Origin of the sequence: Klebsiella sp. KPN54798, from assembly GCF_021184225.1 — a bacterium.
GTDB lineage: Bacteria > Pseudomonadota > Gammaproteobacteria > Enterobacterales > Enterobacteriaceae > Klebsiella > Klebsiella pneumoniae.
The window spans coordinates 656,396-673,668 of the sequence record NZ_CP089234.1 but is presented as its reverse complement, the minus strand read 5'-3'; the positions used below and the strand labels follow the sequence as shown (position 1 = coordinate 673,668).

Here is a 17,273-nt window from a genome sequence, read left to right as displayed (position 1 = left end):
TAGCGCCATGATCCCCGGTGAATATCACGTTAAGCCCGGTCAGATAGCCCTGAATACCGGCCGGGCAACCTGTCGCGTGGTCGTTGAGAACCACGGCGATCGGCCGATTCAGGTCGGTTCGCACTACCATTTCGCCGAGGTTAACCCGGCGCTGAAGTTCGACCGTCAGCAGGCCGCCGGCTATCGCCTGAATATCCCGGCAGGCACGGCGGTACGCTTTGAACCCGGCCAGAAACGCGAGGTCGAGCTGGTGGCCTTCGCCGGTCACCGCGCCGTCTTCGGCTTCCGAGGCGAGGTCATGGGCCCTCTGGAGGTAAACGATGAGTAATATTTCACGCCAGGCCTATGCCGATATGTTCGGCCCCACCGTCGGCGACAAGGTGCGCCTGGCGGATACCGAGCTGTGGATCGAGGTGGAGGACGATTTGACCACCTACGGGGAAGAGGTCAAATTCGGCGGCGGCAAAGTGATCCGCGACGGCATGGGCCAGGGACAGATGCTGGCCGCCGACTGTGTCGACCTGGTGCTCACCAACGCGTTGATCGTCGATCACTGGGGGATCGTTAAGGCCGATATCGGCGTGAAGGACGGCCGGATCTTCGCCATCGGCAAAGCCGGCAACCCCGACATCCAGCCCAACGTCACCATCCCCATCGGCGCCGCGACGGAAGTGATTGCCGCCGAAGGAAAAATTGTCACCGCCGGCGGGATCGATACCCATATTCACTGGATCTGTCCGCAGCAGGCGGAAGAGGCGCTGGTCTCCGGCGTGACCACCATGGTCGGCGGCGGCACCGGCCCGGCCGCGGGCACCCATGCCACCACCTGCACCCCGGGCCCGTGGTATATCTCACGCATGCTGCAGGCGGCCGACAGCCTGCCGGTCAATATCGGCCTGCTGGGCAAGGGCAACGTTTCTCAGCCGGATGCCCTGCGCGAGCAGGTGGCGGCGGGCGTTATTGGCCTGAAGATCCATGAGGACTGGGGCGCCACCCCGGCGGCGATCGACTGTGCGTTAACCGTCGCCGATGAAATGGACGTCCAGGTCGCCCTGCACAGCGACACCCTGAATGAATCCGGTTTTGTGGAAGACACCCTCGCCGCCATCGGCGGACGCACCATCCACACCTTCCATACCGAAGGGGCCGGCGGCGGCCATGCGCCGGACATCATCACCGCCTGCGCCCACCCGAACATTTTGCCGTCGTCCACCAACCCAACGCTGCCCTACACCCTCAACACCATCGATGAACATCTCGATATGCTGATGGTCTGCCACCATCTGGACCCGGACATCGCCGAGGACGTGGCCTTTGCCGAGTCGCGCATTCGCCGGGAAACCATCGCTGCGGAAGACGTGCTGCACGATCTCGGCGCCTTCTCGCTCACCTCCTCCGATTCGCAGGCCATGGGCCGCGTCGGGGAAGTGATTCTCCGCACCTGGCAGGTGGCGCATCGCATGAAGATGCAGCGCGGAGCGCTGGCGGAGGAGACCGGGGATAACGACAACTTCCGCGTGAAGCGCTACATCGCCAAATACACCATCAACCCGGCGCTGACCCACGGCATCGCACACGAAGTCGGATCCATTGAGGTGGGTAAGCTGGCTGACCTCGTGGTCTGGTCACCAGCCTTCTTCGGCGTGAAACCGGCCTCCGTGATCAAAGGCGGCATGATCGCCATCGCGCCGATGGGCGATATCAATGCCTCTATTCCGACCCCGCAGCCGGTGCACTACCGCCCGATGTTTGGCGCGCTGGGCAGCGCCCGCCATCACTGCCGCCTCACCTTCCTGTCGCAGGCGGCGGCAGCCAATGGCGTTGCCGAGCGGCTGAACCTGCGCAGCGCGATCGCCGTGGTGAAAGGCTGCCGTACGGTGCAGAAAGCCGACATGGTGCACAACAGCCTGCAGCCTAACATCACCGTCGACGCCCAGACCTATGAGGTGCGGGTGGATGGCGAACTTATCACCAGCGAGCCGGCAGACGTTCTGCCGATGGCGCAACGATATTTTCTGTTTTAAGGAGAGCGGATGCTTTATTTAACTCAACGTCTGGAGATCCCCGCCGCCGCGACCGCCAGCGTTACGCTGCCGATTGATGTTCGCGTCAAAAGCCGGGTTAAGGTCACCCTCAACGATGGCCGGGAAGCCGGCCTGCTGCTGCCCCGCGGCCTGCTGCTGCGCGGCGGCGATGTGCTCAGCAACGAAGAAGGCACCGAGTTTGTGCAGGTGATTGCCGCTGATGAAGGGGTGTCGGTAGTGCGCTGCGACGATCCGTTTATGCTGGCGAAGGCCTGCTACCACCTCGGCAACCGTCACGTGCCGCTGCAGATCATGCCGGGCGAGCTGCGCTACCATCACGATCACGTGCTGGACGATATGCTGCGCCAGTTCGGCCTGACGGTGACCTTTGGCCAGCTGCCGTTCGAGCCGGAAGCCGGCGCTTACGCCAGCGAGAGCCACGGTCATCATCATGCTCATCATGACCACCACGCTCACAGCCACTAGCATGTCGACAGCGGAACAACGCCTGCGGCTGATGCAGCTGGCCAGCAGCAACCTGCCGGTTGGGGGTTACAGCTGGTCCCAGGGGCTGGAGTGGGCTGTGGAAGCCGGCTGGGTGCCGGACGTCGCGGCCTTCGAGCGCTGGCAGCGACGCCAGATGACGGAAGGCTTTTTTACCGTTGACCTGCCGCTGTTCGCCCGCCTGTACCGCGCCTGCGAACAAGGCGATATCGCTGCGGCCCAGCGCTGGACCGCCTATCTGCTGGCCTGCCGGGAAACTCGTGAACTGCGGGAGGAAGAGCGCAACCGCGGCGCGGCGTTTGCCCGTCTGCTGAGCGACTGGCAGCCGGACTGTCCGCCGCCGTGGCGCACGCTGTGCCAGCAAAGCCAGCTCGCCGGGATGGCCTGGCTCGGCGTGCGCTGGCGTATCGCCCTGCCCGAGATGGCCCTCAGCCTGGGCTACAGCTGGATTGAGAGCGCCGTGATGGCCGGCGTCAAGCTGGTCCCCTTCGGCCAGCAGGCCGCCCAGCAGCTGATTTTACGTCTTTGTGACCACTACGCGGCCGAGATGCCCCGCGCGCTGGCCGCGCCGGACGGCGATATCGGATCGGCCACCCCGCTCGCCGCTATCGCCTCTGCCCGGCATGAAACCCAATACTCTCGATTATTCCGTTCCTAGGAGAAGCCATGAACTCTTATAAACACCCGCTGCGCGTCGGCGTCGGCGGCCCGGTCGGCTCCGGTAAAACCGCTCTGCTGGAAGCACTGTGTAAAGCGATGCGCGATACCTGGCAGCTGGCGGTGGTCACTAACGACATCTATACCAAAGAAGATCAGCGCATCCTCACCGAAGCGGGCGCGCTGGCGCCTGAACGCATCGTCGGTGTGGAAACCGGCGGCTGCCCGCATACGGCGATCCGCGAAGATGCCTCAATGAACCTCGCCGCCGTGGAAGCGCTGAGTGAAAAGTTCGGTAACCTCGACCTTATCTTCGTGGAAAGCGGCGGCGATAACCTGAGCGCCACCTTCAGCCCGGAGCTGGCGGATCTGACCATCTACGTCATCGATGTGGCCGAAGGGGAGAAGATCCCGCGCAAAGGCGGACCGGGGATCACCAAATCCGATTTCCTGGTGATCAATAAAACCGACCTTGCCCCCTATGTGGGCGCGTCGCTGGAGGTGATGGCGAGCGATACCCAGCGTATGCGCGGCGATCGCCCATGGACCTTCACCAATCTGAAGCAGGGCGACGGCCTGAGCACCATTATCGCCTTCCTCGAAGACAAAGGCATGCTTGGCAAATAGGCCTGTTGCACCAGCCGGGCGCAAGCGCGTCCGGATGGTGCAGCCTCTGCTCTCTCTTTATATCATCCTGCCTCCACCTCCGCGCCACGCCTGCCCTGCAATATGGCATAAGGTTTGCTAATTCAAGTCATGCCTAACCATTAAGGAATGACTATGTCATCACTGGATCTTAACCCTGAATTACCCGCGACAACGCGGACTTCCGGCTCCCGGGAAACCTTAGAAGATTACACCTTACGTTACGCCCCGCTGAGCTTTCGCCGCTGGGGTCCGGGCGTCGTCGCGGTCACCGCGCTGGGCGGCATCGCCTATCTGGCCGACTTTTCCATCGGCGCCAGCATCGGTATGGCCTGGGGCACCAGCAACGCCATCTATTCGATCCTGGTGGCGGCGCTGGTGATCTTCCTCACCGGCATTCCGCTGGCGATCACCGCCGCGCGCTACAACATTGACCTTGACCTGATCACCCGCAGCGCCGGCTTCGGCTATTTCGGCTCGGTGATCACCAGCATTATTTTTGCCGGCTTCACCTTTATCTTCTTCGCCCTCGAAGGCTCGATCATGGCCCAGGGCCTGCTGGTGGGCCTCGGGATCCCGCTGTGGATGGGATATCTGATCGCCACCCTGATGGTGCTCCCGCTGGTGGTCTATGGCATGAAAGCCCTGACCCGCCTGCAGGTGTGGACCACGCCGCTGTGGCTGGTGCTGATGGTGGTGCCGGTGGTGTGGCTGATTGTCAAAGATCCGCAGCTGGTGGACGGCTTCCTGCATTTCGCCGGTAAAAACAGCGCGTCGACGGTGGATATCACCGCCATCATGCTCGGCGCCGGGGTATGCCTGTCGCTGATCATGCAGATTGGCGAGCAAATTGATTACCTGCGCTTTATGCCGCCTAAGACCGCGGAGAATCGTAAAAGCTGGTGGCTGGCGGTCTTTTCCGCCGGCCCGGGCTGGGTGGTGTTAGGGGCGATCAAACAGATCATCGGCGCCTTCCTCGGCTTCTATCTGTTGACCCGTTTCCCGGCGGTGCACAATACCGAACCGGTGCAGCAGTTCGTCAGCGTCTTCGATAACCTGGTGCCCGGCTGGCTGGCCCTGACGCTGGCGGTGGTGCTGGTGGTGATCTCGCAGATCAAAATTAACGTCACCAATGCCTACTCCGGCTCGCTGGCGTGGACCAGCGCCTGGACCCGCACCACCAAACGCTATCCGGGACGGATTATTTTTGTGGTGGTCAACCTGGCGATTGCCCTGGCGCTGATGGAGGGCGATATGTTCAGCGCCCTGTCGTGGATCCTCGGCTTTTACTCCAACTTCGCCATCGCCTGGGTCGTGGTGGTGGCGACCGACATCACCTTTAATAAAGGCTTGCTCAAGCTGGCGCCGGCGCAGCCGGAGTATCGTCGCGGCATGATCTACAACGTTAACCCGGTGGGCGTGGTCTCCTTTGGCCTGGCCGCCGGGCTGTCGATCTGCGCCTTCTTCGGTCTGCTGGGGGCGACGCTGGCGCCGTTCTCGCCGCTGATTGCGCTGGTCGTTGCCTTTGTCATGACCCCGCTGATGGGGCTCCTTACCCGCGGGCGCTACTATATTAAGCAGGTGGATGACGGCATCGCCGAGCCGCGCTATGACGCGGCGGGGAACGCCTCCAGCACCGTGTATCAATGCGTTAGCTGTGAGGAAGAGTACGAGCGCCCGGACGTGATGCACTCGCACAAGCATCAGGGAGCCATCTGCTCGCTGTGTAAAAGTATGGAGTAGTCAGGAAGGCAGGCCGACGTGACGTCGGCCTGTTTCAGGATGCGTTAGGCGGCAGGCAGCTCGGCCAGCGGCCAGCGCGGGCGAACCGTCACGCCGAGCTCGGCTTTGGCGCCGGTTTGCAGACGCACCATGCCGGCGTAGGCGATCATCGCGCCGTTGTCAGTACAGAACTCAGGGCGGGCGTAGAACACCTCGCCGCCGCGTTTTTGCATCATCTCCGCCAGCTTCGCCCGCAGGGTACGGTTGGCGCTCACGCCTCCCGCCATCACCAGACGCTTAAAGCCGGTTTGCTCCAGCGCGCGGCGACATTTAATCATCAGCGTATCGACGACCGCATCCTCAAACGCCCGGGCGATGTCGGCGCGGGTTTGCTCATCGTCGCCGTTACTGCGAATGGTGTTGGCGGCGAAGGTCTTCAGGCCGGAGAAGCTGAAGTCCAGCCCCGGACGGTCGGTCATCGGCCGCGGGAAGACAAAGCGGCCTTCGGTGCCCTGGGACGCCATTTTCGACAGCATCGGCCCGCCGGGATAATCCAATCCCAGCAGCTTCGCCGTCTTATCAAAGGCTTCGCCCGCCGCATCGTCAATCGACTCGCCCAGCAGTTCATACTGACCAATACCGGTGACGCTAATCAACTGGGTGTGGCCGCCGGAAACCAGCAGCGCGACGAACGGGAACGCCGGCGGATTATCTTCCAGCATCGGCGCCAGCAGATGCCCTTCCATATGGTGTACCGGGATCGCCGGCACGTTCCAGGCGAAGGCCAGCGCCCGGCCAACGGTCGCCCCGACCAGCAGCGCGCCGACCAGGCCTGGACCCGCCGTATAGGCGACGGCGTCGATATCTTTCGCCGTCAGACCGGCTTCTTTCAGCGCCGCCTGGATCAGCGGCACCGTTTTGCGCACGTGGTCGCGCGATGCCAGCTCCGGCACCACGCCGCCGTAATCCGCATGCAGTTTCACCTGACTATACAATTGGTTGGCTAACAGACCTTGCTGGTCGTCATAAATCGCGATGCCGGTTTCATCGCAGGATGTTTCAATGCCCAGTACACGCATGAGTTGTTTTACCTCGCTTCAATACCGCGCAGTGTAGGTCCAATGACCGGCGATGTAAAACTTTGCTCACCCCCGGTGCTCTCTTCGTGTATACTCCTCACCCTTATAAAAGTCCCTTTCAAAAAAGGCGCCGGTGCTTTACAAAGCAGCAGTAGTTGCAGTAAAATTCCGCACCATTTTGAAATAAGCTGGCATTGCGGCCAGCGGCAAACCGAATTAATCAAAGGTGAGAGGCACATGCCGGTAATTAAAGTACGTGAAAACGAGCCGTTCGACGTAGCTCTGCGTCGCTTCAAGCGTTCCTGCGAAAAAGCAGGTGTTCTGGCGGAAGTTCGTCGTCGTGAGTTCTATGAAAAACCGACTACCGAACGTAAGCGCGCTAAAGCTTCTGCAGTGAAACGTCACGCGAAGAAACTGGCTCGCGAAAACGCACGCCGTACTCGTCTGTACTAATCTGTTGAGAGCGACGCTCTCAATTCAGACCGAGTTGTAGTTGTAAGGCCGTGCTTCCGAAAGGAATGCGCGGCTTATTTTCGTTTATAGTCATCAGAAATAACGGGGCTTATGGCTGGACGAATTCCACGTGTATTTATTAGCGATCTGCTTGCCAGAACCGACATCGTCGATCTGATCGATGCGCGGGTAAAGCTGAAAAAGCAGGGCAAAAATTTTCACGCGTGCTGTCCGTTCCATAACGAAAAAACCCCCTCTTTCACCGTCAACGGTGAAAAACAGTTTTACCACTGCTTCGGCTGCGGGGCGCACGGCAATGCTATCGACTTCCTGATGAACTACGACAAGCTCGAGTTCGTGGAAACGGTCGAAGAGCTGGCCGCCATGCACAACCTCGAAGTGCCTTATGAAGCAGGCAACGGACCCAGCCAGATAGAGCGCCATCAACGGCAGAACCTCTACCAGTTACTGGATGGTCTGAATGCGTTTTATCAACAGTCTCTGATGCAGCCCGCCGCCGATCCTGCGCGCCAGTACCTGGCGAAACGGGGGTTAAGCAGCGAGGTGATTACGCGCTTTGCCATCGGCTATGCTCCCCCAGGTTGGGATAACGTTTTAAAACGGTTTGGCGGCAATCAGGAAAACCGCCAGTCGCTTATTGATGCCGGCATGCTGGTCACCAACGATCAGGGACGCAGTTACGACCGCTTCCGCGAACGGGTGATGTTCCCCATCCGCGATAAGCGAGGCCGGGTGATTGGGTTTGGCGGACGGGTGCTGGGCGATGCCCTGCCGAAGTATCTGAACTCCCCGGAAACCGACATATTCCATAAAGGCCGCCAGCTGTATGGCCTGTATGAAGCGCAGCAGGATAACCCCGAACCACCGCGTTTGCTGGTTGTCGAAGGGTATATGGACGTCGTGGCGCTGGCGCAGTACGACATTAATTATGCCGTGGCCTCGCTGGGTACCTCGACCACGGCCGACCATATCCAGCTGCTGTTCCGGGTGACGAATAACGTCATCTGCTGCTACGACGGCGACCGGGCCGGCCGCGATGCCGCCTGGCGCGCGCTGGAGACGGCGCTGCCGTACATGACCGATGGTCGCCAGCTACGCTTTATGTTTCTGCCTGACGGCGAAGACCCGGATACGCTGGTGCGTAAAGAGGGCAAAGCGGCGTTCGAGGCGCGGATGGAGCAGGCTCAGCCGCTCTCCACGTTCTTGTTTAACAGCCTGCTGCCGCAGGTCGATCTGAGTACTCCGGACGGGCGCGCGCAGCTGAGCACGCTGGCGCTGCCGCTGATAACCCAGGTCCCGGGCGAAACGCTGCGCATCTATTTGCGTCAGGAGTTGGGCAATAAGCTGGGCATTTTAGATGACGCGCAGCTTGAACGATTAATGCCAAAACAGGCGGAAAATGGCGCGCCGCGTCCCGCACCGCAGCTAAAACGCACGACCATGCGTATACTGATAGGACTGCTGGTGCAAAACCCGGATCTGGCGCCGTTAGTCCCGCCGCTGGAGGGACTGGACTCGCGCAAAATGCCGGGACTGAGCCTGTTCAGCGAACTGGTGAAGAGCTGTCTGGCGCAGCCTGGTCTGACAACCGGGCAACTTTTAGAGCAATATCGCGGCACAAAAGAGGCGGCAACCCTTGAAAAACTGTCGATGTGGGACGATATAGCAGATAAAGACATCGCTGAACAAACCTTCACCGACTCGCTCAACCATATGTTTGATTCACTGCTGGAACTGCGACAGGAAGAGTTGATAGCTCGCGATCGCACACACGGTTTAAGCAGTGAAGAACGCCGGGAGCTCTGGACCATCAGCCAGGAGCTGGCGAAAAAATAAATGACAGACAATATCCTTCACGTTGTATCAAAGCAGTAAGAAAACGCAGAACAACGTGAAGGAAAAGTATTTAACGGCTTAAGTGCCGAGTATCGATCGGGAAGCCCCCGACAGCCGCGCAGAGGCGCAGCGGCAATAATATAAGTACGCCCTCGCTTTAAATGTCGACAGCCCGTCTGCCGACACCAATCAAACGAATTAAGTGTGGATACCGTCTTATGGAGCAAAACCCGCAGTCACAGCTGAAGCTTCTTGTCCAACGTGGTAAGGAGCAAGGCTATCTGACCTATGCCGAGGTCAATGACCATCTGCCGGAAGATATCGTCGATTCCGATCAGATCGAAGACATCATCCAAATGATCAACGACATGGGTATTCAGGTGATGGAAGAAGCACCGGATGCCGATGATCTGATGCTTGCCGAAAACACCGCGGATGAAGATGCTGCCGAAGCCGCCGCGCAGGTGCTCTCCAGCGTGGAATCCGAAATCGGGCGCACGACCGACCCGGTGCGTATGTACATGCGTGAAATGGGTACCGTAGAGCTACTGACCCGTGAAGGCGAAATTGACATCGCCAAACGCATCGAAGACGGCATCAATCAGGTGCAGTGCTCCGTTGCCGAATATCCGGAAGCGATCACCTACCTGCTTGAGCAGTACGACCGCGTTGAAGCGGAAGAAGCCCGTCTGTCCGATCTGATCACCGGTTTCGTCGATCCGAACGCCGAAGAAGATATGGCGCCAACCGCCACCCACGTTGGCTCCGAGCTGTCTCAGGAAGAGATGGATGACGACGAAGACGAAGACGAAGATGAAGACGCCGACGACAACAGCGATGACGACAACAGCATCGACCCAGAGCTGGCCCGTGAGAAATTCGCCGAGCTGCGTACCCAGTACGAGCTGACGCGCGACACCATCAAAGCCAAAGGTCGTAGCCATGCCGCCGCCCAGGAAGAGATCCTGAAGCTGTCTGAAGTCTTCAAGCAGTTCCGCCTGGTGCCGAAGCAGTTCGATTACCTGGTCAACAGCATGCGCAGCATGATGGATCGCGTTCGTACTCAGGAACGTATCATCATGAAGCTGTGCGTTGAGCAGTGCAAAATGCCGAAGAAAAACTTCATCACCCTGTTCACCGGCAACGAAACCAGCGAGACCTGGTTCAACGCCGCGGTGGCAATGAACAAGCCGTGGTCTGAGAAGCTGCTGGAAGTGAAAGAAGATGTGCAGCGCGGCCTGCAGAAGCTGCAGCAGATTGAAGAAGAGACCGGCCTGACCATCGAGCAGGTTAAAGATATCAACCGTCGCATGTCCATCGGCGAAGCGAAAGCCCGTCGTGCGAAGAAAGAGATGGTTGAAGCGAACCTGCGTCTGGTTATCTCTATCGCCAAGAAATACACCAACCGCGGTCTGCAGTTCCTCGACCTGATTCAGGAAGGCAACATCGGTCTGATGAAAGCGGTCGATAAGTTCGAATACCGTCGCGGCTACAAGTTCTCGACCTACGCCACCTGGTGGATCCGTCAGGCCATCACCCGCTCTATCGCGGATCAGGCGCGCACCATCCGTATTCCGGTGCATATGATTGAGACTATCAACAAGCTCAACCGTATCTCCCGTCAGATGCTGCAGGAGATGGGCCGTGAACCGACCCCGGAAGAGCTGGCTGAGCGTATGCTGATGCCGGAAGACAAAATCCGTAAAGTGCTGAAGATCGCCAAAGAGCCTATCTCCATGGAAACGCCGATCGGCGACGATGAAGATTCGCATCTGGGGGATTTCATCGAGGATACCACCCTCGAGCTGCCGCTGGATTCTGCAACCACCGAGAGCCTGCGCGCGGCAACGCATGACGTGCTGGCCGGCCTCACCGCTCGTGAAGCGAAAGTGCTGCGTATGCGTTTCGGTATCGACATGAACACCGACCACACGCTGGAAGAAGTGGGTAAACAGTTCGACGTTACCCGCGAACGTATCCGTCAGATCGAAGCGAAGGCGCTGCGTAAACTGCGCCACCCGAGCCGTTCTGAAGTGCTGCGTAGCTTCCTCGACGATTAATCGTCGCGGGGCATCGTCTACAGCCTGTTAAAAAGCTCCCTGCGGGGAGCTTTTTTTATGGCGTTCAGGTGGCCATCCCGGGAAAGTCGCCTCTCTCCGCTACTGGCCGCGGGTTGCCAGGGCATCGTCCAGTTCACGATAGGCCGCCACCAGCTTATCGAGCGTCGCCCGGTTTAAGCCGCTGGGATTAGGCAGCACCCACACCTGGGTCGTCCCGATGGTCATGGCCTGTTTCCCCCACTTCGCGCCGCGCTGGTTAAAGGCCAGCTCGAAGGCCTGCTTGCCGAGCACCGCCAGCGCCTGCGGCTGATACTCCTCAATCTTCCGCACCAGCTCACGGCCGCCGCTGCGTAACTCCTGCAAGGCGACCTCGCTGGCCTGCACCGTCGGACGCTCTACCAGCATGGTGATGCCGCAGCGCGTATCCAGCAGCTGCAGCTCCTCTTCCGGCCTGAGCTGCCGATCGGTGAACCCGGCCTGATGGATGACCTTCCAGAAGCGATTGCCAGGATGGGCAAAATGAAAGCCGGTATGGGCGGAGGACTTCCCCGGGTTGATACCGCAAAAGACAACGCGCAGGCCCGGCGCAAGGATATCGCTAATCATGTTTTCTCCGGCTGTATGGCTAAAACATGATTATAAAGGATTGAAAATGCATTGTTTATAAAAACAGCAGCTGCGCGCTTTACGCTGGATTGCAATCGCCAGTTACTTTATAATCCCTCGCCACGGCCCCTTAGCTCAGTGGTTAGAGCAGGCGACTCATAATCGCTTGGTCGTTGGTTCAAACCCAACAGGGGCCACCAAATTTTAGATTTAAAATCATATAATTAAGCCACTCGAAAGAGTGGCTTTTTTGTTCCTGAATTTTAAAATGGCACCACAAACCGCTGAGCAGCGCGCATGGCTTAGCGTGTTGTCGCTATCCCATTAAGAGGATAAAAAGTCCGTTATAACGCAGGGAAAATTTGCGCTTACGCTAAAACAGATAGCATTCTGCCTTAGCAAAATATTGCTCAGAGCATCTCGGGCAGCCCATAACCGCCGCACTCCTGTTGACTTCTGTCTAACTACGCAACGTAGTCTTGAAATATCTTTCATTCCTGCAATGCTGGAATTCATACTACTCACGATAAATGTAACAACACAGGTCAATTTCCGAAAAATAACCATAGCCTGCGCCAGCTGATCGAAATCAACGCGTTCCTCCCCCCGCTCTTATATATAACCCGCTGACTTACAAAAAGGATGAAATGATGAAAATACGGGATATATCAATCAGTACCTGTCTGGCACTGTTATTAATGGGTTGCGTAGCTAAACCACCCATGACGACGGAAAATGAAAGAGGCCGCCGCGTTTGCTTTTAATGTCGATGCTTCGCAGGTGACAATTTCCGATGCGAGGCAGCAGGATGTGAAAACCAACTTTGTGGCCACTATCGGCAAAACCAGCCATCGCTGCTATGTGACGAAAGCCGCCGAGCCGAAACTTTACGGGCTGATCCCACTGGGCGGCGGTAGCACCGTCTCAGATGCCATCTGCGCCGGCGCCAACCCGACGCTAGCGAGCAAAACCTGCGACGCCCTGTCGCAGAAAGCGGCCCGCTGCTGAGCCTTTGCGCAGAAGAAGGCCGCTAACTGCGCATTTAGTCACTTTTTCTGCCGTTTTACCGCGGTCGCTTAGTTCAGCGACCGCACCTGCTGATAAGAATTGAGCCGTTCCCGCAGCGAGGTGAGCCAGACATCCGGCTCCTGACGGCAGATTTCGGTGAGGATCGGCGTCAGCACCAGCTCGGCTTCATGGAAGTCGGTCCACTCCGGCGGCTCCAGTGAAAAAGGATCGTTCATCAGCCAAATCACCATCGGCGTCCAGGCGCGCGGATCCAGTTGCAGATAATCCTGACAGCGCATCATATCTCGAGTCCGCGCCTCATCGGGGACGACATCCTTTCCCACCGCGGCGCTACTCATTGCCAGTACTGTTATTCCTGCCATTAGATGTTTCCAAACCCATTTTCGCCAGAAGGCGCGTTTTTCTTTCGCCATTGTTATTATTTTACCTGCCAGTTGTCGCCGGACGATATTCCCGAGAACTCACCTTAATAAGAGCAGATTAATCGTTTGCATTTTTTTTAACAGCAGACCGCGCTGAAGCAAGTGAACGCCCGTTCCTACAGCTGTCATCCAGCTATGCAAATATATTCGTCTGGCTCAGCTCCACAATATTTCCCTGGCCCAAAACGATTTGTGTTACAATTACGCCTTATAACGGCATCGATAAAAATAACCCCCGCCGCACCTGCACCAGGCATCGCCCTTCTTTTTTCATATCAGGATTTACGCCCCCATGAATGCGATAATCATTGACGATCATCCATTGGCACGTATCGCCATTCGCAACCTTCTCGACAGCAACGGTATTACCGTCGCGGCAGAGCTCGACAGCGGCGCTCATGCCGTGCAGACCGCGGAAAGCATGCAGCCTGACCTGCTCATCGTCGACGTCGATATTCCGGAGCTCAGCGGTATCGAGGTGCTGGAGCAGCTGCGCAAACGCCGCTACCAGGGAACAATCATCATCATTTCCGCTAAGAATGAACTGTTCTACGGCAAACGCAGCGCCGACTGCGGAGCAAATGGTTTTGTGAGTAAAAAAGAGGGAATGAATAATATCCTCGCCGCCATCGACGCAGCCAATAATGGCTACAGCTATTTCCCCTTTTCACTGGAACGCTTCTGCACCCACGGCATCACCGATCAGGACCGGCTGGATACGCTGTCAACGCAGGAGATGAAGGTGTTCCGCTATATTCTCAGCGGCGTCGACTACACCACCATCGGCAGCAAAATGAATATCAGCAATAAAACGGTAAGTACCTATAAGGTCCGTCTGATGGATAAATTAGGCTGCAGCACCCTGCTTGAGCTATATGACTTTGCGCAACGCAATAAAATAGGGTGATGGCATGGCGGTTCGTCTTATTTTATCCGTCGTTGTCGGGCTGGCGCTGAGCCTCTCGCCTGCCGCGTATGCCATGAAACAGCTGGAGCTGAAGAGCCATTCTCATATCGCGGCGATCGATATCCCGCTTAGCGGTAAGGAGAAAGCATGGCTGGCGGCGCAGCCTACGCTGACCGTCGGGACCTGGCTTCCCGAGAGGACGCCCATCGTCTATGACGGCGACGAGAAAAGTTATCAGGGCATTAACGCCGACTATCTGGCGCTGATGGCGCACAGCCTCGGACTGAAGGTGATTATCCGCCAGTATGACACCGAGCAGCAGGCGCTCACCGCCCTGGCCGACCGCCAGGTGGATACCCTGCTCACTCAGGTGGCGCACCGGGATGCGCTCGCCCCGGGCCTGGATCAATCCGCGCCGCTGCTTAAAACCTGGCCGACGCTGGTCACCTCGCTGAAATCCCCTCTGCCGCCGCTGACCACTGACCGCCGCGTCACGCTGGCCTGCACCCGCGATTGCGCTTTTTTCGATATTATTCAGCAGGCGTTTCCCAACGCCAAAATCACCCTTTATGATAGCGACTATCAGGCTCTCGCCTCGGTGGTCAGCGGCGAGAATCAGTATTTTATCGGCAACAACATCACCACTGGCCACTGCATCTCGAAATATTTCTCGCAATCGCTGGTTATCGCGCACTATTTTCGTCAGCAGGAGCAACACAACCGCTTTGTCACCCGTGACGATCGGCCAGAGCTGCATCAACTCTTCGACCGTTTTATCCATGCCGTCGACAGCGACACCGCGATGCGGATCATGCAAAACTGGCTCAACCGTGGCGATCTGTCGTTTCTCAATACCCCGCTTACCTTTAGCCCCGAAGAGCAGCGCTGGCTGCAGAAGCATCGTCGCGTCCGCCTGCTGGTGAACCCCTATTTTCCGCCATTTACCCTGGTGGATAACGAGGATGAACTGCGCGGCATCATGGCCGATATGCTGAATATTGTCTCACTCCAGACCGGCCTGCAGTTTGACCCTATTCTGGTGCGCAACCGTCAGGCTCTGGCAAAGCGCATGGAAAAAGAGGACTGGGCGATCATGCCCGCCGCCACCCTGACCCCACAGCCGCAGGCCTACGTCACCCTCAGCGATCCGCTCATTAACGTGGCCTTTGTGCTGGTCGCCCGCGGCAGCGCCCCCGATCAGCATCTGCTGACGCGCTCGGCGCGGATCGCCCTGCCGGTCGGGCCTATCGCCGCCCATGATCTGAAAGCGCGTTTTCCGCTGATTAACTGGGTGGAAACGGATAACGTTGGCGTCGCCATGAAGATGGTAGAGGAAGGCGAAGTGGATGCCGCCGTAGCCTCGGAGCTTTCCGCCCGCTATATGATCGACCACTACTATCCACAGGGTCTGCACTACACCCGCATTGATGGACTCCCCGTCGCGGCCATTCGGCTGGCCATCCCGCGCGATGAACCGGTGCTGGCCGCCATTCTTAACAAAGCGCTGCAGGTTATTCCGCCACGGGATATTCTGCAGATGACCGAGAAGTGGTCGAAAATCTCCAGTCAGCAAATAGAGAACTGGAGCCAGTACAGCCGCCAGTTTTACCAGCTGATCGCCTTTGCGCTGGTGCTGATCGCCATCAGCCTCGGCTGGGGACTCTCCCTGTGTCGGGAAGTGCGCAAACGTAAAGACTCCCAGCAGCGGCTCGAGGAGGAGCTGGCGCAGAAGGAGGCCCTCTCCTGTGCGCTGGAGCGCGAAAAAGACAAAGCGATTCAGGCGACAAAAGCCAAGAGCCGCTTTCTGGCCAGCATGAGCCACGAGCTGCGCACGCCGGTGAGCGCCATCGTCGGCTTTCTGGAGCTGCTGGCGAAACCTGAGCTGAACGTCGGCCAGCGTAAAGAGGCGATCGAGCTGGCGGGGTCGACGGCGCAAACCCTGCTGGGACTTATCGGCAATATTCTTGATATCGACAAGATTGAATCGGGAAAATACCAGGTTACCCCGCAGTGGAGCGATGTCGCACAGTTAGTGTCGCAGCAGTGTCATACCTTCGACGCGCTGGCGCAGCAAAAGGGCATCGATCTGCACTACCATAACGCGCTGCAGGAAGGGACCATGCTGTGGGTCGACCCGCAGGCGCTACGGCAAATCCTCAATAATCTCATCGGCAATGCGCTGAAGTTTACCGTCGAAGGCGCAATTCAGGTCTCCTGCCGGCTGACGCCGGCGAATGAGACACAGGGAGAGCTGGCCCTCATGGTTAGCGACAGCGGCTGCGGGATCAGTGAAGCAGAGCAGGCCACCCTCTTCCACCGCTATGCCCAGGCGCGCCAGGGACGCCAGCAGACCGGCTCCGGACTGGGGCTGGTCATTTGCAAAGAGCTGGTTGCGCTGATGCAGGGTCGCCTGGAGATGGTCAGCCGTCCGGGCGTGGGGACCACTTTCACCATCACGCTGCCGGTCAAGGCGAGCCGCTGCGCGATCCACGCGCCGCAGGCGTCGCCCGCCAGACCGCAGGCTCTACCCGGGCTGGCGATACTGATAGCGGACGATCACCCCACCAACCGGCTACTGCTCAAGCGCCAGCTCAGCACTATCGGCTATAGCGTCGATGAAGCCTGCGACGGTGAAGAGGCAGAGAATAAGCTCGCCAGCAAACATTACGATCTGCTGATAACGGACCTCAATATGCCGAAGAAAGATGGCCTGGCGCTGGCGGCCTCGCTACGCCGTCGCTATCCGGGCCTGGTAATTTGGGGCGTGACTGCCAGCGCGCTGCCGCAGTCGCGGGAGGCGTGTCTGGCCAGCGGCATGAATATGTGTCTGTTTAAGCCGGTGTCGGTCCAGACGCTGAGTCATGAGCTCAGCCGTTTAGCGGTGGGCCGCGCATCACCTCACGCTACCCGGCACCTGAAGCTCAGCGTGCTGAGCGAGAATACGGGGGGAGACCAGGCGCTGATGAATGAGATGCTGGAGACGTTCCGCGATGCGTCGGCCGCGGATTTACAGGCTGCCGGACAGGCAATCGCCCGGCATGAGCCGCAGATTTTTCTGCGGGCGCTGCACCGTCTGCACGGTTCAGCACAAATTCTGGGGATTACTGCGCTACAACAACTGTGCGCCCCTTTTGAGGCAAAGCGGCCTGATTCGCTGACGCCGGCAAGCTGTCTGGAGGTGGTACAGCGCATCACCGGCGTCATGCGCGAGATCGATGGCGAAATCGACGCCCTGATCGGCCGCTAGCCGTTCCGCTCGGGCAGTCCGCCTGCCCGAGCGTTAAGGGGACATCCTTGTCAGTTTTTTC

The 17,273-nt window shown here is 58.6% G+C and carries 15 protein-coding genes and 1 tRNA gene; 13 read left to right on the top strand and 3 right to left on the bottom strand.

The annotated features are described in order from the left end of the window. The first annotated feature begins 7 nt into the window (after positions 1-7). The 6 genes from LPQ25_RS03315 to LPQ25_RS03290 all read left to right on the top strand — a co-directional run bounded on the left by LPQ25_RS03315 (position 8) and on the right by LPQ25_RS03290 (position 5,573). Complete coding sequence (locus LPQ25_RS03315; protein ID WP_002916872.1) at positions 8-328, top strand: urease subunit beta; 321 nt, start codon at positions 8-10, stop codon at positions 326-328. After that, positions 321-2,024 carry an urease subunit alpha gene (ureC, locus tag LPQ25_RS03310; RefSeq protein WP_014906907.1) on the top strand — a complete coding sequence of 568 codons (1,704 nt, stop codon included), beginning with the start codon at positions 321-323 and terminating at the stop codon, positions 2,022-2,024. The genes LPQ25_RS03315 and ureC overlap by 8 nt, the downstream gene beginning before the upstream one ends. A 9-nt stretch (positions 2,025-2,033) precedes the next feature. Next, on the top strand, positions 2,034-2,510 hold the full coding sequence (ureE, locus tag LPQ25_RS03305; protein WP_002916875.1) for an urease accessory protein UreE: 477 nt from the start codon (positions 2,034-2,036) through the stop codon (positions 2,508-2,510). Between the two features lies 1 nt (position 2,511). Continuing rightward, positions 2,512-3,186, top strand: a complete 675-nt coding sequence (locus tag LPQ25_RS03300; RefSeq protein WP_014906906.1) for an urease accessory protein UreF — start codon at positions 2,512-2,514, stop codon at positions 3,184-3,186. Between the two features lie 8 nt (positions 3,187-3,194). Then, complete coding sequence (gene ureG, locus LPQ25_RS03295; protein ID WP_002916877.1) at positions 3,195-3,812, top strand: urease accessory protein UreG; 618 nt, start codon at positions 3,195-3,197, stop codon at positions 3,810-3,812. A gap of 153 nt (positions 3,813-3,965) precedes the next feature. Beyond that, positions 3,966-5,573, top strand: a complete 1,608-nt coding sequence (locus LPQ25_RS03290; protein WP_014906905.1) for a purine-cytosine permease family protein — start codon at positions 3,966-3,968, stop codon at positions 5,571-5,573. 44 nt (positions 5,574-5,617) lie between these two features. Here LPQ25_RS03290 and tsaD read toward each other — a convergent pair whose 3' ends face one another. After that, entirely contained in the window at positions 5,618-6,631 is a 1,014-nt protein-coding gene (tsaD, locus tag LPQ25_RS03285) for a tRNA (adenosine(37)-N6)-threonylcarbamoyltransferase complex transferase subunit TsaD (RefSeq protein WP_004900709.1), read from the bottom strand. A gap of 237 nt (positions 6,632-6,868) precedes the next feature. Between tsaD and rpsU the strand changes: the two genes are divergently transcribed. The 3 genes from rpsU (at position 6,869) to rpoD (ending at position 11,001) form a co-directional block, all read left to right on the top strand. After that, positions 6,869-7,084: a 30S ribosomal protein S21 gene (gene rpsU / locus LPQ25_RS03280; protein WP_001144069.1), complete on the top strand. Its 216-nt coding sequence runs from the start codon at positions 6,869-6,871 to the stop codon at positions 7,082-7,084. A gap of 111 nt (positions 7,085-7,195) precedes the next feature. Then, entirely contained in the window at positions 7,196-8,941 is a 1,746-nt protein-coding gene (gene dnaG / locus LPQ25_RS03275; RefSeq protein WP_004149864.1) for a DNA primase, read from the top strand. 218 nt (positions 8,942-9,159) lie between these two features. Beyond that, complete coding sequence (gene rpoD, locus LPQ25_RS03270; RefSeq protein ID WP_004174339.1) at positions 9,160-11,001, top strand: RNA polymerase sigma factor RpoD; 1,842 nt, start codon at positions 9,160-9,162, stop codon at positions 10,999-11,001. Between the two features lie 99 nt (positions 11,002-11,100). Here rpoD and mug read toward each other — a convergent pair whose 3' ends face one another. Beyond that, on the bottom strand, positions 11,101-11,607 hold the full coding sequence (mug, locus tag LPQ25_RS03265) for a G/U mismatch-specific DNA glycosylase (protein WP_002917636.1): 507 nt from the start codon (positions 11,605-11,607) through the stop codon (positions 11,101-11,103). A 124-nt stretch (positions 11,608-11,731) separates the two neighbouring features. Between mug and LPQ25_RS03260 the strand changes: the two genes are divergently transcribed. Together LPQ25_RS03260 and LPQ25_RS03255 are read left to right on the top strand one after the other, a co-directional pair. Next, positions 11,732-11,807: transfer RNA gene (locus LPQ25_RS03260), tRNA-Ile, on the top strand. 535 nt (positions 11,808-12,342) lie between these two features. Next, on the top strand, positions 12,343-12,615 hold the full coding sequence (locus tag LPQ25_RS03255; protein ID WP_014906904.1) for a hypothetical protein: 273 nt from the start codon (positions 12,343-12,345) through the stop codon (positions 12,613-12,615). A gap of 68 nt (positions 12,616-12,683) precedes the next feature. On the opposite strand, the gene LPQ25_RS03250 is transcribed toward LPQ25_RS03255, so the two are convergent. Then, on the bottom strand, positions 12,684-13,049 hold the full coding sequence (locus LPQ25_RS03250) for an HdeA/HdeB family chaperone (RefSeq protein WP_004144804.1): 366 nt from the start codon (positions 13,047-13,049) through the stop codon (positions 12,684-12,686). A 301-nt stretch (positions 13,050-13,350) separates the two neighbouring features. Between LPQ25_RS03250 and evgA the strand changes: the two genes are divergently transcribed. Further along, positions 13,351-13,965, top strand: coding sequence for an acid-sensing system DNA-binding response regulator EvgA (gene evgA, locus LPQ25_RS03245; RefSeq protein WP_004174237.1), 615 nt, complete (start codon positions 13,351-13,353; stop codon positions 13,963-13,965). Positions 13,966-13,969: 4 nt separating this feature from the next. Beyond that, on the top strand, positions 13,970-17,212 hold the full coding sequence (locus LPQ25_RS03240) for an ATP-binding protein (RefSeq protein WP_014906903.1): 3,243 nt from the start codon (positions 13,970-13,972) through the stop codon (positions 17,210-17,212). Positions 17,213-17,273 lie beyond the last annotated feature (61 nt).